Here is a 25,772-nt window from a genome sequence, read left to right on the forward strand (position 1 = left end):
GCGCGGCCGGCGGCGTGCGCCCCGGGCCCGGCGCGTCCCGGGCGGGGAGGGGGAACCCGCCAGGTCCCGGCATGCCGCCGGGCCGGGCGGGATATGCTTGGCATGTTCCACGTCAACGAGCCGGCGTGGTCCCGCCCCGCCGACGCGGTCGTGCCGGCGGGGCGGTCGCCCAAGCACATATCAGGAGTACACGTGAGCCAGAACGCTCGCCCGGTCGTCCTCATCGCCGACAAGCTCGCCCAGTCCACCGTCGACGCCCTCGGCGATTCCGTCGAGGTGCGCTGGGTCGACGGCCCCAACCGCCCGGAGCTGCTCGCCGCGGTCGGCGAGGCCGACGCCCTGCTCGTCCGCTCCGCCACCACCGTCGACGCGGAGGTCCTCGAGGCCGCGCCGAAGCTGAAGATCGTCGGCCGCGCCGGCGTGGGCCTGGACAACGTCGACATCGCCACCGCCACCAAGCGCGGGGTGATGGTCGCCAACGCGCCCACCTCCAACATCCACTCCGCCTGCGAGCACGCCATCTCGCTGCTGCTGGCCACCGCCCGGCAGATCCCCGCCGCCGACGCCACCCTGCGCGAGGGGGAGTGGAAGCGCTCCTCCTTCAAGGGCGTGGAGGTCTTCGGCAAGACCATCGGCATCGTCGGCTTCGGCCACATCGGGCAGCTCTTCGCGCAGCGGCTGGCCGCCTTCGAGACCGAGATCATCGCCTACGACCCCTACGCCAACCCGGCCCGGGCGGCGCAGCTGGGCGTGGAGCTGGTCGGGCTCGAGGAGCTGATGGGCCGCGCCGACTTCGTCACCATCCACCTGCCCAAGACCAAGGAGACCGCCGGCATGTTCGACGCCGGGCTGCTCGCCAAGGCCAAGCCCGGGCAGATCATCGTCAACGCCGCCCGCGGCGGCCTGGTCGACGAGGCCGCCCTGGCCGAGGCGATCCGGGAGGGCCGGATCCGCGGCGCCGGCTTCGACGTCTACGCCGCCGAGCCGTGCACCGACTCGCCGCTGTTCGCCCTGCCCGAGGTCGTCGCCACCCCGCACCTGGGCGCCTCCACCGCGGAGGCGCAGGACCGGGCCGGCACCGACGTGGCCCGCTCCGTGCTGCTCGCCCTGGCCGGGGAGTTCGTCCCCGACGCGGTCAACGTCACCGGCGGCGCGGTCGGCGAGGAGGTCTCCCTCTGGCTGGAGCTGGCCCGGGAGCTCGGCCTGGTCGCCGGCGGGCTGCTCGACGGGGCCCCGGCGAAGGTGGAGGTCGTCGCCCGCGGCGAGCTGTCCACCGAGGACGTGCAGATCCTGGGCCTGGCCGCCGCCCGCGGCCTGTTCTCGATCATGGTCGATGAGCCGGTGACCTTCGTCAACGCGCCGACCATCGCCGAGGAGCGCGGGGTGGAGGTCTCCGTGACCACCTCCCCGGAGTCGGTGAGCCACCGCAGCGTGCTGGAGGTGTCCATCATCTCCGCCGAGGGGGCCAAGGCCACCGTGGTGGGCGCGCTCACCGGGCTGCAGCGGGTGGAGAAGATCGTGCGCATCAACGGCCGCGGGCTGGACATGCGCTCCGCCGGGCGCAACCTCTTCCTGTCCTACCCGGACCAGCCGGGCGCGCTGGGCCGGATCGCCGGCCAGCTCGGCGGCGAGGGCATCAACATCGACGCCGCGGCGCTGAGCCAGGAGGGCGACGGGGAGCACGCGATCCTGGTGCTGCGGGTCGACCGGGAGGTGCCCGAGGCGCTCCAGGAGGCCATCGCCGAGGCCGTCGACGCGGAGAAGGTGCTGCAGCTGGTGCTCGACTAGGCACCCGCCCGGAGGGGTTTTCCCCACCGATCCTGGAAAAATTCCGGCCCGCCCCGGTGCCGCGCACGCGGCGCCCACGGGGCGGGCCGGTGCCATTCGGAAACCCGGTCCCACCAGCGGAGACATCCCCGGCCGGGGGTGCGCCGCGGTGCGCCGGGGGCGTGGGCGGACCCTCGGCGGCGGGCCCGCGGGGGTGCCTTCGGGGGCTTGACAATGAGGCAGGGCAGCCTAACCTCCGGGGCCAGGCCCGCGAATTGAACCAGGCGGGGCTTCCGCCATGCGGCGGAACCCGGGGCCTCCCCGCCGGATGGGTTTCCGACATGACAGACGCACACCGCACCGAAGTCCAGCAGATGGCCGATTTCGTCGCCGCCGCGGATCTCTCCCAGATGTCCGAGGAGGCCGTCGAGCAGCTGAAGATCCGGGTGCTCGACACCATCGGCGTCGGCATCGGCGCCCTGGACTCCGATGTGCTCCAGGCGATCCGCTCCCTCATCGAGGATCTCGGCGGCAACGGCGCCGCCACGCTCATCGGCGGCGGCAAGACCGCCGCGAACCTGGCCGCCTTCCACAACTCGGCGGCCAGCCGCTACCTCGACTTCATGGACGCCTACCTCGCCAAGGGGGAGACCAACCACCCGACCGACAACATGGGCGCGGTGCTCGCCGCCGCCGAGGTCGCCGACGCCTCCGGCCGGGACTTCCTCACCGCCTTCGCGGTCGCCTACCAGGTGCACACCCGGCTCTCCGACGTCGCCCCGGTGCGCGCCCGCGGCTTCGACCACACCACCCAGGGCGCCTTCGCCGCCGGCGCCTCCGCCGCCAAGGCGCTGGGCCTGGACGCCGACCAGATCGCCAACGCCGCGGCGATGACCGGCACCGCGAACGTGGCGCTGCGGGTCACCCGCACCGGCAACCTCTCGCACTGGAAGGGCCTGGCCTACCCGCACGTGGCCAAGGAGGGCATGTTCTACGCCCTCTTCGCCGCGAAGGGGATGACCGGCCCGGAGGAGGTCTTCGAGGGCAACAAGGGCTTCAAGGCCCTCGCCGGCGACTACGAGCTGGACTGGTCCGCCGAGGACCTGGAGTCGGTCACCCGCTCCATCATCAAGAAGTACAACGCCGAGATCCACTCCCAGTCCGCGCTCGACGCGGCGGCGAAGATCCGCGCCGAGGAGGGCTTCGACGCCTCCCGGATCGCCGAGGTCCGGCTCACCACCTTCGACGTCGCCTACTCCATCATCGGCGGCGGCGAGGAGGGCGACAAGCGCAATATCCGCACCAAGGAGGAGGCCGACCACTCCCTGCCCTGGATGCTCGCCGCGATGCTGCTGGACGGGGAGCTCACCCCGCGGCAGTACGCCCCGGAGCGGATCGTCGCCGAGGACGTGCAGACCCTCATGGGCAAGGTCACGATCACCCCCGACGACGGCTTCTCCGACCGGTTCCCGGACGAGATGCCCGCCGACCTCACCGTCGTCCTCGACGACGGCACCGAGTTCCACGCGGTGGAGTCCGCCTACGACGGCTTCCACTCCCAGCCGCTGGACTGGGCCGGCGCCCGGGCGAAGTTCGACTCCCTGGCCGCGCCCTTCGCCGACCAGGCGCTGCGCGACGAGATCGCCGACACGGTGCACCGCCTCGACGAGGTGGCCAGGATCACCGAGCTCACCGAGCTGCTCGCGCAGGTCTCCGTCACCCGCTCCTAGCGGGCCCGCCGGGCGCCCGGGGCGGCCACGCCCCGGGGTCGCCCCGGCGCCCGCCGCGCGCGGCCCGCGACCCCGCGGGCCCGGCGCGCGCCACCCGTACCCCCGAACCACAGAAAGACAGGACCCGAACCATGTCCAACGCCATCGACTTCGACGTCTCCTTCAACTTCGTCCCCCGCGCCAAGCGGCCGGCCAAGCCGCGCACCTACGGCATGACCGAGATCCGGGCGCCGTACTACGACACCTTCGGCACCCGGCACCTGCAGGACGTCTTCGACGTCGCCGGCCAGTGGGTCGACGGGATCAAGTGGGCCGGCGGCTCCTTCTCCCTGGTGCCCCCGGAGCAGGTCCGCAGGTTCAGCGACATCGCCCACGAGAACGACGCCTACGTCTCCTCCGGCGGCTGGATCGAGACCGTGCTGCGCTACGGCGACGACGCCGTCGACGAGTACCTCAAGCTGGCCAAGGAGGTCGGCTTCGACGTCATCGAGATCTCCACCGGCTTCATCATGCTGCCCACCTCCGGGCTGGAGCGGCTCGTGGAGAAGGTCGTCAAGGCCGGGCTGAAGGCCAAGCCCGAGCTGGGCATCCAGATCGGCTCCGGCGGCGACTCCTCCGAGGCGGAGCTCGCCGCGGAGACCGCCAAGGACGTCGGCGACCTCGTCGACCGGGGCAAGCGCGCCCTCGACGCCGGCGCCTCCATCATCATGATCGAGTCCGAGGGCATCACCGAGAACGTCGTCGAGTGGAACACCGGCGCCGCCGCCTCCATCATCAACGGCCTCGGCCTGGAGAACGTCATGTTCGAGGCCGCCGACGGCCCCGTGTTCGAGTGGTACGTGAAGAACTACGGCAACGAGTGCAACCTCTTCGTCGACCACTCCCAGATCCTCCAGCTGGAGGGCCTGCGCCAGAACGTCTGGGGCAACAAGTCCACCTGGGGCCGGGTCATCAACCCCTCCTAGGCCCCGGCCAACCGCGCCACGGCAGCGGCCCCGCCGCCCCCTCGAGGGGGCGGCGGGGCCGTCCGCGCGCCCGGGGCGGCGCGGGGCGCCCACGGCGAAGGGGGCCGGGGTGCGGCGCCGTGGCCGCCCCGGCCCCCTCCGACGGTCCCGGATGCGGCGGGACTAGGCCTTCATGCTGCCGGTCTCCAGGAAGCGCTGGTGCCAGCCGAGGGCCTCGCGCAGATCATGCGGGGTGTGCATGCCGACCTTGGGCTGCTTCTCGGCGCGCTCGACGTACTCGGTGAGCGCCTCCTTGTAGTCCGGGTGGGCGCACTTGTCGATGACCACCTTGGCCCGCTGGCGCGGGGCCAGGCCGCGCAGGTCCGCCAGGCCCTGCTCGGTGATGATCACCATCACGTCATGCTCGGTGTGGTCGACGTGGGAGACCATCGGCACGATGGCGGAGATGTCGCCGCCCTTCGCGGTGGAGGGGGAGACGAAGGTGGAGATGTAGGCGTTGCGGGTGAAGTCCCCGGAGCCGCCCAGGCCGTTCATCATCTTCGTGCCCATGATGTGGGTGGAGTTGACGTTGCCGTAGATGTCGGCCTCGATGAGCCCGTTGCAGGAGATCACGCCCAGCCGGCGGATCACCTCGGCGTGGTTGGAGACCTCCTGCGGGCGCAGGATGATCTTCTTGGCGTAGTCGGAGGCCTTCTCGTTCATCCGGTCCGCGGCATCCGGGGACAGCGCGAAGGAGGTCGCCGAGGCCACGGACATGGTGCCGTTGTCGAGCAGCTCGATCATGCCGTCCTGGATCACCTCGGTGTAGGAGGTGAGGTTCTCGAACTTGGAGTCCAGCAGCCCGGCGAGCACCGCGTTGGCGATGTTGCCCACCCCGGACTGCAGCGGCAGCAGGTTCTCCGGCAGCCGGCCCTGGGCCACCTCGTGCTCGAAGAAGTCGATCAGGTGCCCGGCGATCCGCTTGGAGTCCTCGTCGAGGGGCTTGAAGGGGGAGTTGCGGTCCGGGGCGTTGGTCTCCACCACGGCGACGACCTTGGCCGGGTCGATGTCGATGGCGGCCTTGCCGATCCGCTGGCCGGACTCCTCGATCGGGATGATCTGGCGGGCCGGGGGCAGCCCGGGCAGCCAGATGTCGTGCATGCCCTCCAGTTCGGCGGACTGCCACTCGTTGACCTCGATGATGATCCGCTCGGCGGCCTGCAGGTAGTTCACCGAGTTGCCCACGGAGGAGGAGGGCACGATGGAGCCGTCCTCCTTGATCCGCACCGCCTCGACGATGGCGACGTCCACCGGGCCGAAGAAGCCCTGGGTGGTCATCTGCCCGGAATGGGAGAGGTGGATGTCCGAGTAGTAGGTGGTGCCGTCGTTGATCTTGCCGCGCAGGGTCGGATCGGACTGGTAGGGGGCGCGCCAGTTGACCCCGCCGGTCTCGGCGAGCACCCCGTCGAGCTCCGGGGCGGTGGAGGCGCCGGTGAGCACGTTGATCCGGAACTCCTCGCCGCGTTCGGTGGCCTCGGTGATCCGGCGGGCGATGGCCCCCGGCATCTCCTTCGGGTAGCCGGCGCCGGTGAACCCGGAGAAGCCGATCTGGTCGCCGGGCTTGATGAGCTGCGCGGCGTCGTCCGCCGACATCACCTTCCCGCGCAGGCCCTGGTGGGAGATCCGGTCCGACATATGTCCTCCTGGTGGATGGGGCGGGCCCGGGGCCGTCTGTAACGCCGTTGACCCGCCGCTAAGGGTTGCTTCACAGGCGAATCTAGCACGTGATGGGCGTCACGCGCAGCCACCGGGGCGAACGGTGTGCCCCGGATCGGGCGGAAGCGCCGCGCACGCGCCGGGGGAGCCGGCCCCGGTCACCCGGAAAGGGGGTGCCCGGGGGTGCGCCGCGGGCCCGGGCCCGGTCGCCGCAGCCGCGCCCGGGGCCCGGCCGGGGCGCCGCGGCTAGCCCGCGGGTCGCTGCGCGGGGGCCTCGGCGGGCGGGTCGTAGCGGTCCACCACCACCGCCACCGGGGTGTCCGCGGTGACCCCGATGAGCTTCGGCCGGTGGCAGGCGTCGGCGAGCATCCAGCCCTCGGCCTGCGCGGCCGGCGCCGGGTCCGCCCCGTAGCCGGCGGCGACCTCCCCGGAGTCGGCGACGAAGGTGATGAGGTACAGCGTCGATTCGCAGCCGGGCGCGCCCACCGGGAAGCGGTCGGCGAGCCCGGCGAGCGGATCGACCTCCCCGTCGGCGGGGGCGGTCACCCGGGCGTTGCCCACATCGCTGAGCGTCAGCTCGCCCCAGTTCGGCGGGGGCACCACCCGGCCGGCGCGCACCGCGCCGCCGTCGGCGGCGGCGGCGAGCAGCTCGGCCGCCCCGGCCGCGTCGGTCGCCGGCGGGGTCGGCGCGGCGGGCGTGGCGGGCGCGGCGGTCGGGTCCTGCGCCGCGGGGGCCTCGGCGGAGTCGTCCGGGTCCCCGGCGCCGGAGCAGCCGGCGAGGGCGAGCAGGGCGGCCGCGGCGGCGGCGAGGGCGCGTCGGCGGGGGCGGATCCGGGTCATCGTCGGCTCCTCGGTCGGGGGCGGGGGAGTGCGCCGGATCAGCCGGCGACGGCGGCGGCGATCCGGTCGCCGACCTCGACCGTGCGCACCGGGGCGTCGCCGCGGGCGGCGAGATCGGCCTCCACGGCGGCCTCGATCCGCTCCGCGGCCCCGGCGCGGCCGAGGTGGCGCAGCATCATCGCCGCCGAGAGGATCGCCGCGGTCGGGTCCGCGACGCCCGTGCCGGCGATGTCCGGGGCGGAGCCGTGCACCGGCTCGAACATGGAGGGGTTGGCCCCGGAGGCGTCGATGTTGCCGGAGGCGGCCAGGCCGATCCCGCCGGTGACCGCCCCGGCCTCGTCGGTGAGGATGTCGCCGAAGAGGTTGTCGGTGACGATCACGTCGAAGCGGCCCGGGTCGGTGACCAGGTAGATGGTGGCGGCGTCGATGTGGCAGTAGTCCACCGCCACCTCCGGGTACTCCGCGGCGACCTCGTCGACGGTGCGCTGCCACAGGCCGCCGCCGTGCACGAGCACGTTGGTCTTGTGCACCAGGGTGAGCCGCCGCCGGCGGGTCATCGCCAGGTCGAAGGCGTAGCGCACCACCCGCTCCGCGCCGAAGCGGGTGTTCACGCTGGTCTCGTTGGCGACCTCCTGGGCGGTGCCCACCCGGATGGCGCCGCCGTTGCCGGTGTAGGCGCCCTCGGTGCCCTCGCGCACCACCACGAAGTCGATCTCGCCGGGATCGCGCAGCGGGGAGGCCACTCCGGGGAAGAGCCGGGCCGGGCGCAGGTTGACGTGGTGGTCCAGGGCGAAGCGCATGCGCAGCAGCAGCCCGCGCTCGAGCACCCCCGGCGGCACCCGCTCCGGGTCGCCGACCGCGCCGAGCAGGATCGCGTCATGGCCGCGGATGTCGGCCAGGTCCGCCTCGGTGAGGGTCTGCCCGGTCGCGGCGTAGCGGCGCCCGCCCAGGTCGTACTCGGTGACCTCGAAATCGCCGATCGCGGCGCGGAGCACCTTCAGCGCCTCCGCGGTGACCTCGGTGCCGATGCCGTCGCCGGGGATGACGGCGATCCTCAGTGCGCTGCTCATGTGGCGGGATTCCTTTCTCACTGCGTGGACGCATGCATCCTAGCAAAGCGGGTCCGCCGCCCGGTCCCGCCGCCGGGCGCCCCCACCCGGCGGCGAATGCCGCATTTGCGTATTCGCGCAGATCCGCGAATTAACGCCGAATGCATTTAGGGAGATTATTTCATGGCAACCATAACGGGTTTTCCCGGTTCACGTACCCGCAGGTCGGCACGGTCGTGGCGCGGATGCGGCGGGCGCCGCGGTACGCAATGCCGGGCGCGGGCGGAATTGCGGATCCGGTGGTATCTTCGGTGGTGCAGCCTCATCCATGGCAGTACCCGCCATAACGGCGCGGTGGCGCGGCCCCGCCACGGCGCCCGCACACAGGAAAGAGGCACCGTCATGTCCGACACCCCGCTTCTTCAGCTCAGCGGCGTCGACGTGGCCGCCGGCGAGGACGTCATCTGCCGCGGCATCGACCTGGTCATCCGGGAGGGCGAGCGGCACATCCTGCTCGGCCCCAACGGATCCGGCAAATCCACCCTGCTCAACGGCATCATGGGGATCACCCCCTTCCGGATCGCCGCCGGCGTGGCCCGGCTGCGCGGCGAGGACATCTCCGGAATGCCCACCGAGGAACGCGCCCGCGCCGGCATCGGCCTGGCCTTCCAGCGCCCGCCCGCGCTCAAGGGCGTGCAGGTCGCCCGGCTCGCCGCCGCGATCGGCGCCGAGGGCCGGCTGCCCGACGCCGCGGACCGGCTGGGCCTGGCCCATCTGCTCGACCGGGACGTCAACCACGGCTTCTCCGGGGGCGAGGCCAAGCGCTTCGAGGTGATGAAGCTCGATCTGCAGGGCCCCAGCCTCTGCCTCTTCGACGAACCCGAGTCCGGGGTGGACATGGAGCAGGTCGCCGTGGTGGGCCGGGCGGTGCGCGAGCTGCTGGAGCGGCCCGACGCCGCCGGCCGGCCGCGCGCCGGGCTGGTGATCACGCACACCGGGTTCATCCTCGACGGCATCGACGCCGATGTCGCGCACCTGATGGTCGACGGCCGGCTCGTCGACTCCGGCGACCCCCACGAGATGTTCGAGGCGATCCGCCGCGAGGGCTACCGGGCGCCCGCCGCCTGAGCCCCGCCGGACCGCCCCTGCGAAAGGAATGACCCACGATGACCACCATCGCCCCCACCGCGCGGGATCTCGGGCCCGCCGCCGCCAACCCCGATCTGCTCGAATCCGTCGGCTGGGCGCCGCCCGAGCGCCGCTCCGCCACCTCCGTGCTCGTCGACCACGGCTACGCCGCCATGGAGAGCCAGCACCCGGACATCGTGATGATGCCCCTGGCCGAGGCGCTGCTCGCGCACCCCTGGGTGCAGGACCTCATGTTCAGCCTGATCGACCCGGAGTCCGATCCCATCCTGCGCCGGGCCTTCGAATCCACCCGGGAGCCGCTGGGCACCTTCACCTGGGTGCGCGACGGGGCCCGGGTGGAGCTGCCGCACCAGTCCTTCACTGTGATGACGGTGCCGCAGGAGCGCCAGTTCGTGCACGACATCACCGTCATCGGCGCCGGCGCCGTGGTCGACTCCGTCTCCGGCTCCGCGGTCGCCCCGGCGCTCACCCACGGCACCCACGTCAGCGTCAACGAGACCTTCGTCGGCGACGGCGCCCAGGTGCGCAGCGTCGACGTGGACCGCTGGGGCCGGGAGATGGAGGTGCACAGCTACGACCGCGCCAGGGTCGGCGCGGACGCCACCATGAGCACCGTGTCGGTGGCCGTGTCCGGGCTGCGCAGGATGGTCGCCGACTCCCGCACCGAGGTCGGCGCCCGTTCGGCGTGCACCTCGCACAGCATCGTCTTCGCCCCGGAGGGCACCGACCGGGACATGACCACGGTCATCGATCTCGCCGGGGCCGGGGCGCAGGCCGAGCAGGTCTCCCGGATGGTCTCCGACGGCGGCCGGATCCGCAACGTCAACACGCTGCGCTCCACCGTCCAGGACGTCCGCGGCTTCCTGGAGTGCGACGGGCTGCTGCTGCGCGACACCGGCGTCATCGAGTCCATCCCGGCCCTGGACGCCCGGGCGGATCGGGCCCAGCTCTCCCACGAGGCCGCCGTCGGCATGATCGACGACGAGAAGCTCGACTACCTCAAGGCCCTGGGCATCGACGAGGACGCCGCCCGCGATCTCATCGTGCAGGGCTTCCTCAACCTCGACGACGACCGGATCCCGGCCGCGGTGCGCGACCGGGTCGAGGACCTGGTCAGCGCCGCCCGGGAGGCGGAGAACTTCTGATCCCGCCCCGGCCCCGGCCGGCCCCCGCGGCCGGCCGGGGGCGGCCGGCCGCCGCCGGGCCACCCCCGGCGGCGCGCCCGCCGGGCAAAGCCGCCCGGGCCGGCGGGGCCCCTCGCTATCCTGGGGGAAAGCACCGGCCCGCCCGGGCCGCCGCGCGGACGAAAGGCGCCCACCCATGACCGTCGAACTCGAGGAGATCCGCGACTTCCTCGCCGGCTGCGCGCCGTTCTCCGACCTGCCCGTCGAGGCCCTCAACGCCCTGCCCGGCCGGCTCACCATGCGCTACGTGCGCCGCGGCGACGACGTGCTCGCCGCCGGCCGCGCCAATGACGACGTGTTCCTGATCCGCTCCGGGCTGGTCGACGTCTTCGACGCCTCCGGCACCCTGCTGGATCGCCGCGACGCCGGGGACCACCTCGGCTACTCCACGCTGCTCTCCCGGGAGCCCTCCCTCTACACCATGACCGCGGTGGAGGACGCGGTGCTGCTGGTCATGCACCGCGACGTCTGGGCGGATCTGATGGAGCGCCACGAGTGCGTGGCCCGCTACTACGGCGGGGAGAACGCCCGGATCCGGGCGGTGGCCTCCTCGCTGCGCTCCACCGCCGCCGGGGACGCGCTGCGCACCCGGGTCGCGGACCTGATGGCCCCCGACCCGGTCACCGCCGGGCCGGCGACCCCCATCCGGGAGGCCGCGGCGATCATGACCGAACGCGGGGTGTCCTCCCTCCTGATCGTCGACCCGGCGGCGGCGCCGGCGGACGGGGCGCACCCCTCCGGGCTGGTCGGCATCATCACCGACCGGGACCTGCGCCGGCGGGTGATCGTCGCCGGGGTGGACACCTCCCGCCCGGTGTCGGAGGTGATGACCCCCGACCCGGAGGTGCTCGCCCCCGAGGTGCTCGCCTTCGAGGCGATGCTGCTCATGGCCGAGCGCGGCTACCACCACCTGCCGGTGGCCGACGCCGGGGAGCTGCGCGGGATGCTGGTCATCGGCGATCTGATGCGCACCCTGCACACCGACCCCGTCTACGCCACCGCGGCGCTGTCCCGCAAGGCCTCGATCACCGAGATCGCCGAGATCGCCGCGAACGCCCGGCGCACCGTGGGCACCTTCATCGACCGCGGCTTCGGCCCCGACGAGATCTCCCGGCTGCTCACCGCCAACGCCGACGCGGTGGCCCGCCGGCTGCTGGTGCTCGCCGAGGAGTCCCTCGGCGAACCCCCGGTGCCCTACGCCTTCGTGGTGCTCGGCTCCCAGGGCCGCCGGGAGATGGGCCTGGCCAGTGACCAGGACAATGCGCTCATCCTCGACGACGCCTACGACGAGGCCGCGCACGGGCGCTATTTCGCGGACCTGGCCGAGTTCGTCTGCGCCGGGCTGGCCGACTGCGGCTACCCGCTCTGCCCCGGCGACATGATGGCCACCAACCCCGCCTGGCGGATGACCGAATCGGCCTGGGAGACCACCTTCCACCAGTGGGTCACCGCCCCCGAGCCGGATGCGCTGCTGCACGCCCAGACCTTCTTCGACATCCGCGGCATCCACGGCGCCACCGCCCTGGTGGACGCGCTGCGCGGCTCCTACGTGCCGATCGCGGCGAACAGCCCCCGGCTGCACGCGCACCTGGCCAAGCTCGCCGCGCACCGGGAGCCCCCGCTGGGGGTGTTCCGCGGCCTGGTGCTGGAGAAGGACGGCGAGCACGCCAACACCCTGGACCTGAAGAAGGGCGGCACCGCCGCGGTGGTGCAGATGGCCCGCCTGTTCGCGCTGGCCGCCGGGTTGCCCCAGCTGGGCACCCGGGAGCGGCTGATCGCCGCCGCCGGGGCGGGCTCGGTCTCCCGCCGCGGGGCCGCCGATCTCGGCGACGCCTACGAGTTCCTCACCACGGTGCTGCTGGAGCACCAGGCGCACACCGCGGCCGCCGGGGCGGAGCCCGACAACCACCTGCACCCCCGGGAGCTGTCCAAGCTGGAGCGGCAGCACCTGCGCGACGCCTTCGGCGTGGTGCGCCGGATGCAGCAGGGCCTGGCCGCGAAGTACCCGATCCACACGATCGGCTGAGCGCGATGGGCATCTTCGACGGGATCCGCCGCGACCGCGCCCGGCGCGGCGCCACCGGGCCGCTGGCCGGGCTCTACGCCGCCGAGGCGCACCCGGAGCGCCGGCTGGCGGTGGACGTGGAGACCACCGGGCTGGACCCGGACGCCGACCACCTGCTCTCCATCGGCTGGGTGCCGGTCGACGGCGCCGAGATCATCCTCGGCGGGGCCGGGCACGTGGTGCTGCGCCGGGAGGACATGGACTCGGTGGGGGAGTCCGCCACCCTGCACGGGCTCACCGACGACATGGTCGCCTCCGGGGAGGACCCCGCCGAGGCGGTGGCGATGGTGCTGCGCGCGCTGACCGGCCGGCGGCTGCTCGCCCATTTCGCGGACATGGAGCTGGGCTTCCTGGACCGGGCCTGCCGGCGCCATTTCGGCGCCGGCTTCGACGTGCCCGCCGATGACACGATGACCCGGGAGTTCGCCCGGATCTCCGCCGCCGGCCGGCGGCCCGGCCGCGATGAGCTGCGGCTGTGGAACGTCCGGGCCGGCTACGGGCTGCCCGCCACCAGGGCGCATCATGCGCTCAACGACGCCCTGGCCTGCGCCGAGGTGTGGCTGGCCCAGGACGCGCACCGGGTGCCCCGGCGCTGAGCCCGGCGGATCCGCCGCCGCGGGGCGCGACACGGCGGCGGCACCCCCCGACATGGCCGAACCGGGCCGCGCGTGTAGCCTGTCCGTCATGCGTATCGCCAGGATCGCCCACCCGGAGGGCATGTGCTTCGCACTCGTCGAGGGCGAGGGCGCCGATGTCCGACTGCACGAAATCGAGGGCCACCCCTTCGCCGACATCGTCAAGACCGGCAGGTCCTGGCCCCTGGCGGACATCCGGCTGCTGTCCCCGATGCTGCCGTCGAAGGTCGTCGCCATCGGCCGCAACTACGCCGATCACGTCAAGGAGGTCTTCAAGGCCTCCGGCGAATCGCTGCCGCCGACGCTGTTCCTCAAGCCGCCGACCGCGGTGATCGGCCCCGAGGCGCCGATCCGGATCCCGGACTTCGCCACCAAGGTCGAGTTCGAGGGCGAGCTGGCCCTGGTCATCGGCAAGCCCTGCAAGAACGTGCCCCGGGAGCGGGCGATGGACGTCATCTTCGGCTACACCATCGTCAACGACGTCTCCTCCCGGGATCTGCAGTTCGCCGACGGGCAGTGGGCCCGGGCGAAGGGCATCGACACCTTCTGCCCCCTGGGCCCCTGGATCCAGACCGAGCTGGACCCCGCCGGGCTGCCGATCAAGGCGCATCTCACCCACGAGGGCGTCACCGAGACCAAGCAGGACTCCAACTCGGACCAGATGATCATGGACATCCCCGAGATCATCGAGTTCATCACCGCCTCGATGACCCTGCTGCCCGGGGACGTCATCTGCACCGGTTCCCCGGCCGGCACCGCCTCGATGTTCCCCGGCGACCGGATCGAGATCGAGATCCCGGGCATCGGGCGGCTGGCCAACCCGGTCGAGCGCGCCGACTAGCGCCGCCCCCGCGGCGCGGGTGCCCGTGGTGGGGCGCACCCCACCCCCGCCGTCCGCGGCGGCCCTAGCGTCGGGGCCATGGAGGAGAACCTGGTCCTGTCCCTGGGCCTCGGCGGGGTCTTCGCGGCGCTCACCGCCGGGCCGCTGATCCTGCTGCAGGTGCGCCGCTGGGGCGCCCCGCGCGCCCGCGGCCTGCTCGCCTGGGCGGCCACCGCGGTCTACGCCGCCGCCCTGTTCGTCTACACCACCTTCCCGCTGCCGGAGCTCACCGACGCCTGGTGCGCCGCCCACGAGGCCGGGATCGCGGTGAACCCCCTGGACTGGGTGCGCGATGTGCTCGCCGACCCCGCCGGCGGCCGGATCCACCGCGCCGCGCTGCGCCAGGGGCTGCTCAACGTGGTGTTCTTCCTGCCCTTCGGGGTGCTCGGCTGCTGGTGGGCGACCTACGGGCGGGTGCCTCGACGGGTGCGCGGGGCCACCGCCGCCCGGGTCATCGCCGCCGGCGCGGTGACCTCGGCGCTCATCGAGACCAGCCAGCTCACCGCCCTGTTCGGGCTGGCGCCCTGCCGCTTCCGGGTCGCCGACACCTCGGATCTGATCCTCAACACCGCCGGCGCCGCCCTCGGCGTCGCGGTGGCCGCCCCGCTGCTGGCCCTGGCCCCGGATCCGGCGGCCCCGGACCGGCTGGCCCCGCGCCCGGTGCGCGCCTGGCGGGTGGTGCTGGCCCGGGGCATCGACCTGGCGGCGCTCATCGCGCTGCCGGGGGCGGCGGCGGTGGCCGTCACCGCGCTGACCGGGGCGCCGGGGCCGGACGCCGCCGCGGGGGCCGTGGGCGTCCTCGTCGCCGCGGCGGTGGTCGCCGGCCAGGCGACGCTCGCCGCCCGCCGCGGCGGCACCCTGGGGCTGCGGCACGGCTGGCTGCGGCAGACCGGCGCCGCCCCGGCCGGGGCGGCGCGGGTGCTGCTGGTGCAGGGCGCGGCGGCGGCGCTGCTGCACGCCCCGACGGCGGCGCCCGCCGCGGTGGCGGCGCTGCTGGCGGTGGACGCGGCCTGGTCCCTGGCCCGGCCCGGCTCCGCCGGCCTGGCCGGCCGGCTGCTCGGGCTGCGCCTGGTCGACGAACGCGCCGGCCGGCCCACCCCGGCGGCCCCGGGGCCGGGGGAGCCGGCGCGGGGGCCCGGCCGGGGCTAGAGGCCCATGGCGCGCAGCACGGTGCGCAGTTTCGCGGAGGTCTCCGCGACCTCCTCCTCCGGGTCGGAGTCGGCGACGATCCCGCCGCCGCCCCAGGCCCGGGCGGCGGTGCCGCCGGCGTCGACCTCCGCGCAGCGGATGGCCACCACGAACTCGCCGTCGCCGGCGGAGTCGCACCAGCCCACCGCCCCGGCGTAGAAGCCCCGGTCGGTCTCCACCGCCTCGATGACCCCCATCGCCGATTCGGTGGGGGTGCCGCAGATGGCGGGGGTGGGGTGCACGATGAGCGCCAGATCCAGCGCCGAGATCACCGGGTCCCGCAGCTCCCCGCGGATCGGGGTGCCCAGGTGGTGCATTTCCGAGGTGGACAGCAGCACCGGGTCCTCCGGCACGTCCAGGTCCCGGCACAGCGGGCCCAGGTTCGCGGCGATGTCCTCCACCACGAAGAAATGCTCGTCGTGGTTCTTCCGGGAGGCCAGCAGCCGCGCGGCGGCGGCCTCGTCCTCGGCGCGGTCCCGGCACCGGGCCACCGACCCGGCCAGCGGGAAGGCCTCCACCCGGGTGCCGCGGCGGCGCACCAGCATCTCCGGGGAGGAGCCGATGAGCAGCCGGCCGGCGAAGCGGCCGCCGGCGGGGGAGAGATCGGCGACGAAGCCGTCCCGGTTCGGGGAGGCGTCGATGAGCCGGGCGGCCAGCAGCAGCGGATCGATCGGCGCGTCGAAGGCGATCTCGACGGCCCGGGCGAGCACCACCTTCTCCAGCCCGGAGGCGCCGATGGTGCGCACCGCCGCGGCGACCCGCTCCACGTGCTCCGGCGGGGCGGGGTCCTCGGCGGTGATCCGGGCGCCCAGCCGGCCGCGGCGGGCCCGGTAGTGCGCCGGGGGCTCCAGGGGCTGCGCGGAGCGCACCACCTCCCGGGGCACGGTGAGCGCCGCCGGACGGTCGGTGTTGAAGGGCAGCGCGCCGACGACCATCCGGTGCCGGCCCCGGCGCAGATGCTCCGCGGCCAGCCAGGGGTCGGCGTAGCCGGCGACCATGCCGCGGGTGCGCACCGAGCCGTGCGCCCGGGAGAGCAGGAAATCCGGGGCGGTCTCCGGGCGATCCCGGAACCGGCGCCCGGGCCCGTCGAGGGACCCCGCGTCGCGCTGCGCCGTCATGGTGGGTTCACCGCCTTCGTCGCGCCGTGCTCGGTCGGGCCAATCATAGCCGCCCGGGCGGCGGAGTCGAACGGCGGCCAAGGCCGCCGGCCCCCGGCGGCGGCGGCCTCAGCCGCGGCCGAGGAAGGGCATCCCCGCGGCGGTGAGGGTCAGCTGGTCCACGGTGGCCTCGGCCGGCAGCGCGGCCAGGTAGCACACCGCACGGGCCACCTCGGCGACGTCGAAGGAGGGCTCCACCAGGTGCGAGCCGTCCGGCTGCAGCGCCCCCGGGCCCTCCTCGCCCGGCGGGGTGCGGGTGCCGGGGGCGGGATCGGCGCCGGCCACGCCGAACCCGGCGAGCAGCCCGGTGGCGGCGTTGCCGACGTCCAGCCGGGTGGCCGCGATCCCGTGCGCCCGGCCGTCCAGGGCGAGCACCCGGGTGAGCCCCGCCAGGCCCGCCTTGGAGGCGGCGTAGGCGGCGCTGCGCGGCCGGGGCACCTGGGCGGCGATGGAGGCGTTGACGATGATCCGGCCGCCCGGCGGATCCTGGTCGCGCATCGCCCGGAAGGCCGCCGCGGCGGTGCGGAAGGCGCCGGTGAGGTTCACCGCCACGGTGTCCGCGAACTCCGCCGGGGCGAGGTCGCCGAATTCCGCCACCGGCCCCGGCACCCCGGCGTTGACCAGGCACAGCCGCACCTCGCCGAGCGCCCCGGCGGCCTCGAAGAGCGCGGCCACGGACCCGTCGGAGGTGACGTCGGCGACCACCGGGTGCATCCCGGGGCGGTCGCAGCTGGCCTCCAGGGTGGCGCCGGTGCGCCCGGCGACCACCACCGTCCAGCCCTCGGCGGCCAGGCGCCGGGCGGCGGCGCGGCCGATCCCGGCGCCGCCGCCGGTGACCACGGCCACCCGGGGTCGCTCGGGGGCGGGCGCGGGGACCTCGGATCCGGTGGGGGACATGGCCGCCATTGTGGCATGGCCGGTCTAGTCTGGGTGGCCATGACGCCTCCCGCGGGACCGCGCGCCGACCAGGCGCCCTACGCCGACGTGGCCAACTGCTCGATCCTCTTCGGCGGCGAGCCGATCGCCGCCGCGCACGCCGCCGCCGCGGCCGGCTGGTCGCTGGTGGAGTTCTGGTGGCCCTTCCCGGTCCCCGACCCGGCCCCGGCGGAGATCGACGCCTTCGCCGCGGGGCTGGACCGCGCCGGGGTGCGGCTGGTCGCGGTGAACCTGTGGGGCGGGGATCTCGGCGCCGGGGAGCGCGGGGTGCTGCATCGGGCGGACCTGCCGCCCGGGCACCTGGCGGCGCTGCGCCGGCTGCACGGGGCCACCGGGGTGGCGATGGGCAATCTGCTGCCCGGCGCCGGCGGGCCGGAGCCCACCGCGGCGCAGGAGGCGCGGATCGCCGCGGTGGTCGAGGAGGTGGGCGACTGGTTCACCCCGCTGCTGGAACCGCTGTCCGGGGATCCCCGGCTGCCGCTGCGCGATCCCCGGGCCGCGGCGGCGCTGGCGGAGCGCACCGGGGCCGGGGTGCTCGCCGACCTCTACCACCTGGCGGCCAACGGGGTGGACGTCGACGCCTGGCTCGGCGACCTCGCCGCCGGCCGGGCGGCGCCGCCGGCGCATGTCCAGGTCGCCGACGCCCCGGGCCGCGGCGCCCCCGGCACCGGGGCGGCCCCGCTGGGCCGGTGGGTGCGGGCGCTGCGCGCCGCCGGCTACGCCGGGCACGTCGCCGCGGAGTGGGACCCGTCCTGACGCGCCCCGCCCGCGGGGCCGTGGCCGGCCCCGCGGGCGGGGGAGGGGGCGCCGCGCCGGGCGGTGCGGGCCCGGGCTAGTCGGCGACGAAGATGCCGCCGCGGGCGACGGCGACCACCATCCGGGCCCACAGCCCGGTGATCAGGATGGTCGCGAAGGCGAGGAAGAACAGGCCGATCCGCGGCTCCATGAGCAGCGTGGCGGAGGCCATCGCGGCGGCGGGGAAGGACATCGCCCAGTGCGGCAGGGCGAAGGGCAGCCGGATGATCTCCATCGCCCGGGTCAGCGCGAGCAGCAGGAAGGCCCCGGCCGAGGCGGCCAGGATCCTCGCCGGCGCGCCGGGCTCCCCCTCGCCGCCGTCGAAGAGCAGGTAGGCGCTGCCGGCGGACACCGCCGGCGGGGCGAGCAGGATCGCCATGGTGGGCAGGAACTTCGGCGGCATCGGGGTGTCGTGCAGGAACAGCCGGTGCAGCACCAGCGGCAGGATGCCCAGCCACATCACGATGCCCACGGAGAAGCTGAACAGGCTCATCCCGACATGGCCCAGCGGCACCCCGCCCAGGGGCACCACCACGTTGCCGACCACCGGGATGAACCAGGCGGGGGTGACGTGGCCGATGCCGATCGTCGGCGACATCCACAGCCGCATGGTGACCAGCATCCCGGCGAGGTGGCCGAGCGCGCCGACCCACCAGAGCACCTCGGTGACCGGGCCGGGCAGCGCCTCCCGGCCGGTGGCGGCCAGCAGCACCAGGGACACCGTGATCGTGGTGAGGAAGGTGGCCTTCATCGGGTGGCCCAGATCGGCGGCGAGGCGGTCCCGGTCGGCGATTCGCACGCCGTAGGCCGCCGCGGCGGCGAGGAAGACCACCAGGGCGAACCAGAAGAGCACGTCGGCGAAGGCGCCGGGCACGCCCAGCGCGTCCTCGGCGCGGCGCCAGGCCAGGGAGAGCCCGGCGGTGCCCATCACGGTGGCGAAGATGGGCAGCGGGGTGAGGGCGAGCTTTTGCTTGATCGAGGTCACGGCGCGGGAGAATACCAGAGGGGGTATCCGCCCATCCGGGGGTGCCCCCGCCCGCCCGGGGGGTTCGCGGGGTAAGCCTGACCTCATGAAGCGCAACGAATCCACCGCCGATCGCGCCGTGCGCGCCATCGCCGGCATCATCCTGCTCATCCTGGCCTTCACCATCGCCGGCGCCCCCTGGAACTGGGTGCTGGGCATCGTCGGGGCGGTGCTGCTGATCACCGGCGCGGTCGGGTTCTGCCCGCTGTACCGGCTCCTCGGCTTCTCCACCTGCCCGGCGCCGGCGGCGCCCCGGGTGGACTAGCCGCGCCCGCCCGTGCGGCCCCGCCGCGCGCGGGGCGGTCCGGGGTGGACCGCGGTGCGGGTATCGTCGGGAGTCATGTCTGACGTACGCGTACGCTTCTGCCCCTCGCCCACCGGCACCCCGCATGTCGGGCTCATCCGCACGGCGCTGTTCAACTGGGCCTACGCCCGGCACACCGGCGGGACGCTGGTGTTCCGGATCGAGGACACCGACGCCGCCCGGGACACCGAGGAGTCCTACCGGGCGATCATCGACGCCCTGACCTGGCTCGGCCTGGACTGGGACGAGGGCATCGACGTCGGCGGCCCGCACGGGCCCTACCGGCAGTCCGAGCGCGGCGGGATCTACCGGGAGGTCATCGACAAGCTGCTCGCCGCCGGGGAGGCCTACGAGGACTTCTCCACCCGCGAGGAGGTCGCCGAGCGCCGCCGCGCCCGCGGCGAGGACCCGCAGCTGGGCTACGACAACCACGACCGGGACCTCACCGAGGAGCAGAAGGCCGCCTTCCGCGCCGAGGGCCGCGAGCCGGTGATCCGGCTGCGCATGCCGGACACCGCCATCGCCTTCGACGACCTGGTGCGCGGCCGGGTGGAGTTCGCCGCCGGCTCGGTGCCGGACTTCGTCATCGCCCGCTCCAACGGCAAGCCCCTCTACACCCTGGTCAACCCGGTCGATGACGCGCTGATGGAGATCACCCACGTGCTGCGCGGCGAGGACCTGCTCTCCTCCACCCCCCGCCAGATCGCGCTCTACCAGGCGCTGCAGCGGATCGGCGTCGCCGAGCGGGTGCCGGAGTTCGCGCATCTGCCCTTCGTGATGGGCGAGGGCAACCGGAAGCTGTCCAAGCGCGATCCCGAGTCGGATCTGTTCATCCACCGGGAGAACGGCTTCATCCCGGAGGGGCTGCTGAACTACCTGGCGCTGCTGGGCTGGTCCATCTCCGCCGACCACGACGTGTTCGATCTCGAGGAGATGGTCGCCGCCTTCGACGTGCGCGACGTCAACGCCAATCCGGCCCGCTTCGACCAGAAGAAGGCCGATGCGATCAACGCCGAGCACATCCGGCGGCTGGACCCGGAGGACTTCACCGCCCGGCTGCGCAGCTACCTGGAGGCCACCCACGATTTCCCGCTGGACTTCCCGGCGAAGGACTTCCGGATGGCCGCCGAGCTGGTGCAGACCCGGATCAAGACCCTCGGCGACGCCTGGCCGCTGCTGCGCTTCCTGGTCGTCGACGAGGACGGGTTCACCCTCGACGAGCGCTCCGCCCGGCGCAATCTCAAGGAGGCCGCCGCCCCGGTGCTCGACGCCGCGATCGCCGCGGTGGAGGGTATCGGGGAGGGCTCCTTCGACACCGCCGCCATCGAGGCCGCGCTGACGCGGGCCCTGGTGGAGGATCTGGGGGAGAAGCCGCGCAAGGCCTTCGGCCCGGTGCGGGTGGCGGTCACCGGCGCCCAGGTCTCCCCGCCGCTGTTCGAGTCCATGGAGCTGCTCGGCCGGGAGCGCTGCCTGCGCCGGCTGCGCGCCGCCCGCGAGGCCACCCCCTGGACCGCCCCGGCGGAGGGCTGAGCCCGCATCCTCCCCGCCGCCGACGGCCCCCGCCCCCACCTGGGCGGGGGCCGTCGGCGTCGCCGCGGGAGTTAGCCGGGCCGCCGGGCCACGCACAGCGCCGCCCGGCAGGGGATCCGCAGCGCCTCCGGCGGGCCGTAGGCGGCGAGGGCGGCGGGCAGCCGCCGCTCCACCTCGGCGCGCAGGCCGGGGCCCTGGGCGAGGAAGCGCGCCCCGGTGTGCGCGATCCCGGCGCGCAGCCCGGTGCGGAAGCTCGGCCAGTCGGTGGACCAGGTCCAGCGCTCCTCCGCGGCGCGGACCATCTCCAGCCCGGCGCCGGCGGCCAGCTCCGCCAGCCCCTCCGGGGAGGGGCGCAGGGGGCTCGCCGCCGCGGCCGGCAGCGGGTCGGCGCCGAGCTCGTCGAGCAGATCCAGCACCACGTGCCGGTGCGGGAGGTAGCCGGTGGGCCAGGTGAGGGTGATCACCGCCGCGTCGGGGCGCGCCAGCGCGGCCAGGGCGGCCATCGCCGCGGCCGGGTCGGGCAGCTGCTGCAGCACGAAGGCGCATACCACGGTGTCCGCGGCCACCGGCGCGCCGTGGTCGGTGAACCCGGCCAGCTCCGGCAGCCCCGCCCGGTGCACCTGCGCGGGCCGGCCGGCCAGGCGCGCCCGGGCGGCGGCCGCCATGGAGGGGGAGGGGTCGCAGGCCAGCACCCGGTGGCCGGCCGCGGCGGCGGCCCGGGCCAGCCGCCCGGTGCCGCAGCCGACGTCGGCGAGCACCCCGGCGCGGGCGTGCGCCAGCACCGCCGGGATCGCCCCGGCGCACATCCCCGCGTAGCTGAGGTCGTAGGCCGCGGCGGCGTCGCCCCATTCGGTGAGCGATTCGGCCATGGCGGGCCCCTTCCTCCGGGCGCCGCGGGCCGGCGCCGTCCGGCGGGGAGCCTAGTCCGCGCCCCCGGCGCCGGCCAGCCCCCGGGGGTGCGCCGGTCATCCGCCGCCACCTGGGGATTTGTGCCCCGGGGTGGTGTCCCATATAGTTGTCCCCGTTGCGGAGACGACCGGCCCGGCCGCCGGGAGTCCGAGCACGGTGGCCTATGGTGTAATTGGCAACACAGCTGATTCTGGTTCAGCCATTCTAGGTTCGAGTCCTGGTAGGCCAGCTGACCGCAGGCGGATCCGTCCGCCGGCAGGTCGAGCCCCGTTCGTCTAGCGGCCCAGGACACCGCCCTCTCACGGCGGCGGCACGGGTTCAAATCCCGTACGGGGTACGTCTGCGCCCCCACCGGAAACCGGTGGGGGCGCTTTCGCGTCCCGGTCCGCCCCGGGCGCGGCCGGGGTCGTCCGGGCCGCCGGGAGGGCGCCGGACGATACTCTCCGGTGCAACCCGATAACCGCCCTGAGCTGCGGATTAGGCGAACCCCGCGCGGGGCTGATAATCTTCCCCGGGTCAGCGCGGGCACGCCCCGCGCGGTCCGAGCCCCGTTCGTCTAGCGGCCCAGGACACCGCCCTCTCACGGCGGCGGCACGGGTTCAAATCCCGTACGGGGTACCACGCGCAAAACCCCCTCCCGGACATGTCCGGGAGGGGGTTTTCCGGCGTTGCCGGGGCCTAGAAGTCCCAGTCGGAGTTCTCCGTGGACTCGGCCCGGCCGATCACGTAGGAGGAGCCGGAGCCGGAGAAGAAGTCGTGGGTCTCCGCGGCATCCGGGGCCAGCGCGGCGAGGATCTCCGGCTCCACGCCGGCGGCCTCCTTCTCGTAGCGCGGCCGGTAGCCCAGGTTCATCAGCGCCTTGTCCGCGTTGTAGTGCACGAAGGCCATCACCCCGTCGATCATGTGGAAGCCCTCGTAGAGCTCGCTGGAGTAGGCCAGCTCCAGCTCCAGGAGGCGCTCGATGAGCCCGTGGGTGAACTCCTCCAGCTCCGCGCGGCGCTCCGGGTGGGCGTCCAGGCCGCGCTGGAACTTGTAGCCGGAGTAGTAGCCGTGCACCGCCTTGTCCCGCAGGATCAGCCGGATCATGTCCGCGGTGTTCATCATCACCCCGCGGGAGGAGAAGCGCAGCGGCAGGTAGAACCCGGCGTAGAGCAGCAGCGAGGACAGCAGGGTGGCGGCGGCCTTGCGCTTGAGCGGGTCATCGCCGCGGTAGTGCGCCATCACCGCGGTGGCCCGCTCCTGCAGCACCGGGTTGGCGGTGGCCCAGGCGTAGGCGGCGTCTATTTCCGCGGTGGAGCACATGGTGGAGAACACCGAGGAGTAGCTGCGCGCGTGCACCGCCTGCATGAAGGCGATGTTGGCGTAGACGGCCTGCTCGTGCTCGGTGCGCGCATCCGGGATCTGGGCGACCTCGCCCACGGTGGCCTGCACCGTGTCCAGCAGGGTCAGCCCGGTGAAGATGCGCACGGTGAGCTCCCGTTCGCGCTCCTCCAGCAGCCGCCACTGGGGCAGGTCATTGGACAGCGGCACCTTCTCCGGCAGCCAGAAGTTGGCGGTGAGCCGCTGCCAGATCTCCGGGTCCTTGTCGTCCTGCAGCCGGTTCCAGTTCACCGGGTGCAGCGGCCGGGTCTCCCCGGGCCACCACTGCGGGGGCGTGATGTGGGCGTGGGTCATGGGAAGGGTCCTCCTCGATCGCCGGCGCCTCGGGCGCCGGATGCGGGTGGGGGTGGGAAGTCTGCGCCGGCGCCGGCGGCGGTGCGCCGCACCCGGCGCCGGGACGGGGTCGGCCGGGGCCTCAGCGGGCGCCGGCGGCGGCCCCGGGCGCGGCGGCGGGGTCCGCGCCGGGTTCGCCGGGTTCGGGCAGCCGGCCGCCGCGGGCCCAGAAGCCCGCCAGGCCGGCGCGCACCGCGGCGACGTCGGCCCCGGTGCCGAGCAGCTCGAAGCGGTAGAGCTCCGGGACCCCGCATTTGGCGGCGATGATCGGCCCGGCCAGGCAGAAGGCCTCGCCGAAGTTGGTGTTGCCGGAGGTGATCACGCCGCGGATGAGCGCGCGGTTGCGCTCGTCGTTGAGGAAGCGGATCACCTGCTTGGGCACGGCGCCGCGGGGGGCGCCGCCGCCGTAGGTGGGGGTGAGCAGGACGTAGGGCTCGTCGACGACGAGCCGGGGCTCCGAGGGCCGCAGCGGGATCCGCCGCGCCGGCAGGCCGAGCTTGTCGACGAAGCGGCGGGTGTTCTCGGAGACCGAGGAGAAGTACACGAGCAGTGCCATGTCCGCCTTCCGGTGGGTCGGTTGAAGTACGTAGCAGCGAACCCTAGACTTCGTGGCACCCAATCTCAACGGAAGGCAAGGAGGCTCACACATGGCCGCCATCGACGACGCGATGCGGGAGATGCTCGCCGCGCAGCTGCCCATCCTGGCCACGGTCACCGACGGCACCACCCCCAACATCGGGCCCAAGCGCTCGCTGCGGGCGTTCGACGACAGCACGCTCATCTACAACGAGAACACCGGGGGCCGGCACCTGGCCAACATCGAGGCCGGCTCCAAGGTCGCGGTCGCCGTCATCGACTGGGACACGCTCGACGGGTACCGCTTCCTCGGCCACGCCGAGGCGGTGCAGTCCGGCCCGGCCTGGGAGGACTGCCTGGCCTTCGCCCAGGACAACGGGATGGGCGAGCCGAAGCGGGCGGTGCTCATCCACATCGACGAGATCTACTCGCTGCGCTCCGGCGCCAAGGCCGGCACGCGGGTGGACGGGGCCCGGTGACCCCCGCCCCGGACCCGGGGGAGGGGCAGCGGCTGTTCTTCCGGGGCACCGCCTCCGGGGTGTGGGTGGTCACCACCCGCGATGCCGCGGGCGCGCCGGTGGGCTTCACCGCCTCCTCGGTGGCCTCGGTGGCCCTGGACCCGGCCACCTGCACCCTGTCCCTGCAGGAGGGCTCCTCCTCCTGGCCGGCGGTGGCGCACCGCCGGCGGCTGGTGGTGCACGCCCTCGGCGCGGACGCCGCCGGCCTGGCCGCCCGCTTCGCCACCTCCGGCATCGACCGCTTCGCCGGGGTGGGCCACACCCGCGATGACGCGGGGCTGCCGGTGCTGCCGGAGGCGGCCGGGGTGATCGGCCGGCTGCACGTCGACGTCGCGGAGATCCTCGCCGTCGGCGGCTCCCGGCTGCTCATCTGCCACACCCGGCGCGCCTGGGCCGCGGACGCGGCCGCCGCGCCGCTGGTGCACCACGGCCGCGCCTACTGGCGGCTGGCCCCCGCCGGCGGGTCGGCGACGTAGGCGACCCGGATCAGCGCGGCGACGTCCCGGCTCACCGGGATCGCCGCGCCGGCGCCGTCCGCCGGGCGCAGCAGCAGCACCCCCGCCGAGGCCCCGGCATCGGAGACGGTGAACCGGGCCCCGGGGGTGACCCCGGAATCGCTGAGATGGCGCAGCAGCGCCGAATCGGCGTCGCGCACCCGGGTGACCTCCACCAGGGCCCCGGCCCGGGCCGCGTCCAGGCCGCCGTCGCCGGAATCGGGCACGGTGCCGTCGGGGGCCGGGATCGGGTCGCCGTGCGGATCCCGGGTGGGGTGGCCGAGCAGTTCGTCGAGCCGGGCCAGCATCCGGTCGGAGACCGCGTGCTCCAGCCGGTCGGCGTCCTCGTGCACCTCATCCCAGGTGTAGCCGAGGGTGTCCGCCAGGAAGGTCTCGATGAGCCGGTGCCGGCGCACCATCTGCAGCGCGATCGACCGGCCCCGCTCGGTGAGGCCCACCGCCCCGTAGGGGGCGTGCTCGACCAGGCCCTGCTCGCGCAGCCGCCGGATCTGATCCGACACCGAGGAGGGGCGCAGATCCAGGTGCGCGGCCACCTTCGACGGGGCCACCGGCTCCCCCGACCATTCGGACAGGGTCCACAGCGCCTTGAGGTAGTTCTGGGCGCTGTCGCTCAGATCCTTCATCTCCATGGTGGTCAACCCTAACCCG

Annotated in this window: 24 protein-coding genes and 3 tRNA genes; 17 read left to right on the plus strand and 10 right to left on the minus strand. The window is 74.3% G+C overall.

Annotated elements, in window-relative coordinates; translation table 11 throughout:
* Positions 1-192: 192 nt before the first annotated feature.
* From serA to CSPHI_RS04520, 3 genes are all read left to right on the plus strand, one after another.
* Positions 193-1,788: a phosphoglycerate dehydrogenase gene (gene serA, locus CSPHI_RS04510; protein ID WP_075691695.1), complete on the plus strand. Its 1,596-nt coding sequence runs from the start codon at positions 193-195 to the stop codon at positions 1,786-1,788.
* Positions 1,789-2,108: 320 nt separating this feature from the next.
* Entirely contained in the window at positions 2,109-3,497 is a 1,389-nt protein-coding gene (locus CSPHI_RS04515; RefSeq protein ID WP_075691696.1) for an MmgE/PrpD family protein, read from the plus strand.
* A 131-nt stretch (positions 3,498-3,628) separates the two neighbouring features.
* Positions 3,629-4,462, plus strand: coding sequence for a phosphosulfolactate synthase (locus CSPHI_RS04520; protein WP_075691697.1), 834 nt, complete (start codon positions 3,629-3,631; stop codon positions 4,460-4,462).
* A gap of 162 nt (positions 4,463-4,624) precedes the next feature.
* Here CSPHI_RS04520 and scpC read toward each other — a convergent pair whose 3' ends face one another.
* From scpC to CSPHI_RS04535, 3 genes are all read right to left on the minus strand, one after another.
* Positions 4,625-6,136: a succinyl-CoA:acetate CoA-transferase ScpC gene (gene scpC / locus CSPHI_RS04525; protein WP_075691698.1), complete on the minus strand. Its 1,512-nt coding sequence runs from the start codon at positions 6,134-6,136 to the stop codon at positions 4,625-4,627.
* 267 nt (positions 6,137-6,403) lie between these two features.
* Positions 6,404-6,997 (minus strand): hypothetical protein, encoded by a 594-nt coding sequence (locus CSPHI_RS04530; RefSeq protein WP_075691699.1) that lies wholly within the window; start codon positions 6,995-6,997, stop codon positions 6,404-6,406.
* A 38-nt stretch (positions 6,998-7,035) separates the two neighbouring features.
* Positions 7,036-8,055 (minus strand): 3-isopropylmalate dehydrogenase, encoded by a 1,020-nt coding sequence (locus CSPHI_RS04535; protein ID WP_157118569.1) that lies wholly within the window; start codon positions 8,053-8,055, stop codon positions 7,036-7,038.
* Between the two features lie 393 nt (positions 8,056-8,448).
* On the opposite strand from CSPHI_RS04535, the gene CSPHI_RS04540 reads away from it, so the two are divergent.
* The 6 genes from CSPHI_RS04540 (at position 8,449) to CSPHI_RS04565 (ending at position 15,108) form a co-directional block, all read left to right on the plus strand.
* Positions 8,449-9,174 carry an ABC transporter ATP-binding protein gene (locus CSPHI_RS04540; protein WP_075691701.1) on the plus strand — a complete coding sequence of 242 codons (726 nt, stop codon included), beginning with the start codon at positions 8,449-8,451 and terminating at the stop codon, positions 9,172-9,174.
* 38 nt (positions 9,175-9,212) lie between these two features.
* A complete protein-coding gene (locus tag CSPHI_RS04545; RefSeq protein WP_075691702.1) occupies positions 9,213-10,340 on the plus strand; it encodes a SufD family Fe-S cluster assembly protein in 1,128 nt (375 codons plus the stop codon).
* Positions 10,341-10,515: 175 nt separating this feature from the next.
* Positions 10,516-12,405, plus strand: coding sequence for a DUF294 nucleotidyltransferase-like domain-containing protein (locus CSPHI_RS04550; protein ID WP_075691703.1), 1,890 nt, complete (start codon positions 10,516-10,518; stop codon positions 12,403-12,405).
* A gap of 5 nt (positions 12,406-12,410) precedes the next feature.
* Complete coding sequence (locus tag CSPHI_RS04555; protein WP_084210247.1) at positions 12,411-13,040, plus strand: exonuclease domain-containing protein; 630 nt, start codon at positions 12,411-12,413, stop codon at positions 13,038-13,040.
* Positions 13,041-13,128: 88 nt separating this feature from the next.
* Positions 13,129-13,920, plus strand: coding sequence for a fumarylacetoacetate hydrolase family protein (locus CSPHI_RS04560; protein ID WP_075691704.1), 792 nt, complete (start codon positions 13,129-13,131; stop codon positions 13,918-13,920).
* A gap of 78 nt (positions 13,921-13,998) precedes the next feature.
* Positions 13,999-15,108, plus strand: a complete 1,110-nt coding sequence (locus tag CSPHI_RS04565; protein WP_075691705.1) for a VanZ family protein — start codon at positions 13,999-14,001, stop codon at positions 15,106-15,108.
* Here CSPHI_RS04565 and CSPHI_RS04570 read toward each other — a convergent pair.
* Entirely contained in the window at positions 15,105-16,265 is a 1,161-nt protein-coding gene (locus CSPHI_RS04570; RefSeq protein ID WP_075691706.1) for an isochorismate synthase, read from the minus strand. The two genes, CSPHI_RS04565 and CSPHI_RS04570, sit on opposite strands and share 4 nt — an antisense overlap.
* A gap of 108 nt (positions 16,266-16,373) precedes the next feature.
* Positions 16,374-17,201, minus strand: a complete 828-nt coding sequence (locus CSPHI_RS04575; protein ID WP_075691707.1) for an SDR family oxidoreductase — start codon at positions 17,199-17,201, stop codon at positions 16,374-16,376.
* Between the two features lie 39 nt (positions 17,202-17,240).
* On the opposite strand from CSPHI_RS04575, the gene CSPHI_RS04580 reads away from it, so the two are divergent.
* Positions 17,241-17,996, plus strand: a complete 756-nt coding sequence (locus CSPHI_RS04580; protein ID WP_075691708.1) for a TIM barrel protein — start codon at positions 17,241-17,243, stop codon at positions 17,994-17,996.
* A gap of 76 nt (positions 17,997-18,072) precedes the next feature.
* On the opposite strand, the gene CSPHI_RS04585 is transcribed toward CSPHI_RS04580, so the two are convergent.
* Positions 18,073-19,020: an SLAC1 anion channel family protein gene (locus tag CSPHI_RS04585; RefSeq protein WP_169840396.1), complete on the minus strand. Its 948-nt coding sequence runs from the start codon at positions 19,018-19,020 to the stop codon at positions 18,073-18,075.
* Between the two features lie 85 nt (positions 19,021-19,105).
* Between CSPHI_RS04585 and CSPHI_RS04590 the strand changes: the two genes are divergently transcribed.
* Together CSPHI_RS04590 and gltX are read left to right on the plus strand one after the other, a co-directional pair.
* Positions 19,106-19,324, plus strand: a complete 219-nt coding sequence (locus CSPHI_RS04590; RefSeq protein WP_075691709.1) for a YgaP family membrane protein — start codon at positions 19,106-19,108, stop codon at positions 19,322-19,324.
* A gap of 75 nt (positions 19,325-19,399) precedes the next feature.
* On the plus strand, positions 19,400-20,893 hold the full coding sequence (gene gltX / locus CSPHI_RS04595) for a glutamate--tRNA ligase (RefSeq protein WP_075691710.1): 1,494 nt from the start codon (positions 19,400-19,402) through the stop codon (positions 20,891-20,893).
* A 71-nt stretch (positions 20,894-20,964) separates the two neighbouring features.
* On the opposite strand, the gene CSPHI_RS04600 is transcribed toward gltX, so the two are convergent.
* The gene (locus CSPHI_RS04600) at positions 20,965-21,762 is read right to left on the minus strand and encodes a methyltransferase (RefSeq protein WP_075691711.1); all 798 of its coding nucleotides are present in this window, start codon (positions 21,760-21,762) and stop codon (positions 20,965-20,967) included.
* A gap of 197 nt (positions 21,763-21,959) precedes the next feature.
* Here CSPHI_RS04600 and CSPHI_RS04605 point away from each other — a divergent pair.
* The 3 genes from CSPHI_RS04605 to CSPHI_RS04615 all read left to right on the plus strand — a co-directional run bounded on the left by CSPHI_RS04605 (position 21,960) and on the right by CSPHI_RS04615 (position 22,423).
* A tRNA-Gln gene (locus CSPHI_RS04605) sits at positions 21,960-22,031 on the plus strand.
* 35 nt (positions 22,032-22,066) lie between these two features.
* Positions 22,067-22,139: transfer RNA gene (locus CSPHI_RS04610), tRNA-Glu, on the plus strand.
* A gap of 208 nt (positions 22,140-22,347) precedes the next feature.
* A tRNA-Glu gene (locus CSPHI_RS04615) sits at positions 22,348-22,423 on the plus strand.
* Positions 22,424-22,480: 57 nt separating this feature from the next.
* Here CSPHI_RS04615 and nrdF read toward each other — a convergent pair.
* Positions 22,481-23,476: a class 1b ribonucleoside-diphosphate reductase subunit beta gene (gene nrdF, locus CSPHI_RS04620; RefSeq protein WP_075691712.1), complete on the minus strand. Its 996-nt coding sequence runs from the start codon at positions 23,474-23,476 to the stop codon at positions 22,481-22,483.
* A 121-nt stretch (positions 23,477-23,597) separates the two neighbouring features.
* Complete coding sequence (gene nrdI, locus CSPHI_RS04625; RefSeq protein ID WP_084210249.1) at positions 23,598-24,071, minus strand: class Ib ribonucleoside-diphosphate reductase assembly flavoprotein NrdI; 474 nt, start codon at positions 24,069-24,071, stop codon at positions 23,598-23,600.
* A gap of 91 nt (positions 24,072-24,162) precedes the next feature.
* Between nrdI and CSPHI_RS04630 the strand changes: the two genes are divergently transcribed.
* Both CSPHI_RS04630 and CSPHI_RS04635 read left to right on the plus strand, forming a co-directional pair.
* Positions 24,163-24,570, plus strand: coding sequence for a pyridoxamine 5'-phosphate oxidase family protein (locus tag CSPHI_RS04630; protein ID WP_075691713.1), 408 nt, complete (start codon positions 24,163-24,165; stop codon positions 24,568-24,570).
* Positions 24,567-25,085: a flavin reductase family protein gene (locus CSPHI_RS04635; RefSeq protein ID WP_075691714.1), complete on the plus strand. Its 519-nt coding sequence runs from the start codon at positions 24,567-24,569 to the stop codon at positions 25,083-25,085. The genes CSPHI_RS04630 and CSPHI_RS04635 overlap by 4 nt, the downstream gene beginning before the upstream one ends.
* Here the strand turns inward: CSPHI_RS04635 and CSPHI_RS04640 are convergent.
* Positions 25,046-25,753, minus strand: a complete 708-nt coding sequence (locus tag CSPHI_RS04640) for a metal-dependent transcriptional regulator (protein ID WP_075691715.1) — start codon at positions 25,751-25,753, stop codon at positions 25,046-25,048. The two genes, CSPHI_RS04635 and CSPHI_RS04640, sit on opposite strands and share 40 nt — an antisense overlap.
* Between the last annotated feature and the right edge of the window lie 19 nt (positions 25,754-25,772).

It is taken from the genome of Corynebacterium sphenisci DSM 44792, assembly GCF_001941505.1.
Taxonomy (GTDB): Bacteria; Actinomycetota; Actinomycetes; order Mycobacteriales; family Mycobacteriaceae; genus Corynebacterium; species Corynebacterium sphenisci.

Excerpts from the sequence above, each read along its gene's own strand:
- CSPHI_RS04515 (WP_075691696.1), top strand. The coding sequence starts at position 2,109 with ATGACAGACGCACACCGCACCGAAGTCCAGCAGATGGCCGATTTCGTC.
- CSPHI_RS04520 (WP_075691697.1), top strand. The coding sequence starts at position 3,629 with ATGTCCAACGCCATCGACTTCGACGTCTCCTTCAACTTCGTCCCCCGC.
- scpC (WP_075691698.1), bottom strand. The coding sequence starts at position 6,136 with ATGTCGGACCGGATCTCCCACCAGGGCCTGCGCGGGAAGGTGATGTCG.
- CSPHI_RS04530 (WP_075691699.1), bottom strand. The coding sequence starts at position 6,997 with ATGACCCGGATCCGCCCCCGCCGACGCGCCCTCGCCGCCGCCGCGGCC.
- CSPHI_RS04540 (WP_075691701.1), top strand. The coding sequence starts at position 8,449 with ATGTCCGACACCCCGCTTCTTCAGCTCAGCGGCGTCGACGTGGCCGCC.
- CSPHI_RS04545 (WP_075691702.1), top strand. The coding sequence starts at position 9,213 with ATGACCACCATCGCCCCCACCGCGCGGGATCTCGGGCCCGCCGCCGCC.
- CSPHI_RS04550 (WP_075691703.1), top strand. The coding sequence starts at position 10,516 with ATGACCGTCGAACTCGAGGAGATCCGCGACTTCCTCGCCGGCTGCGCG.
- CSPHI_RS04555 (WP_084210247.1), top strand. The coding sequence starts at position 12,411 with ATGGGCATCTTCGACGGGATCCGCCGCGACCGCGCCCGGCGCGGCGCC.
- CSPHI_RS04560 (WP_075691704.1), top strand. The coding sequence starts at position 13,129 with ATGCGTATCGCCAGGATCGCCCACCCGGAGGGCATGTGCTTCGCACTC.
- CSPHI_RS04565 (WP_075691705.1), top strand. The coding sequence starts at position 13,999 with ATGGAGGAGAACCTGGTCCTGTCCCTGGGCCTCGGCGGGGTCTTCGCG.
- CSPHI_RS04570 (WP_075691706.1), bottom strand. The coding sequence starts at position 16,265 with ATGACGGCGCAGCGCGACGCGGGGTCCCTCGACGGGCCCGGGCGCCGG.
- CSPHI_RS04575 (WP_075691707.1), bottom strand. The coding sequence starts at position 17,201 with ATGTCCCCCACCGGATCCGAGGTCCCCGCGCCCGCCCCCGAGCGACCC.
- CSPHI_RS04580 (WP_075691708.1), top strand. The coding sequence starts at position 17,241 with ATGACGCCTCCCGCGGGACCGCGCGCCGACCAGGCGCCCTACGCCGAC.
- CSPHI_RS04590 (WP_075691709.1), top strand. The coding sequence starts at position 19,106 with ATGAAGCGCAACGAATCCACCGCCGATCGCGCCGTGCGCGCCATCGCC.
- gltX (WP_075691710.1), top strand. The coding sequence starts at position 19,400 with ATGTCTGACGTACGCGTACGCTTCTGCCCCTCGCCCACCGGCACCCCG.
- CSPHI_RS04600 (WP_075691711.1), bottom strand. The coding sequence starts at position 21,762 with ATGGCCGAATCGCTCACCGAATGGGGCGACGCCGCCGCGGCCTACGAC.
- nrdF (WP_075691712.1), bottom strand. The coding sequence starts at position 23,476 with ATGACCCACGCCCACATCACGCCCCCGCAGTGGTGGCCCGGGGAGACC.
- nrdI (WP_084210249.1), bottom strand. The coding sequence starts at position 24,071 with ATGGCACTGCTCGTGTACTTCTCCTCGGTCTCCGAGAACACCCGCCGC.
- CSPHI_RS04630 (WP_075691713.1), top strand. The coding sequence starts at position 24,163 with ATGGCCGCCATCGACGACGCGATGCGGGAGATGCTCGCCGCGCAGCTG.
- CSPHI_RS04640 (WP_075691715.1), bottom strand. The coding sequence starts at position 25,753 with ATGGAGATGAAGGATCTGAGCGACAGCGCCCAGAACTACCTCAAGGCG.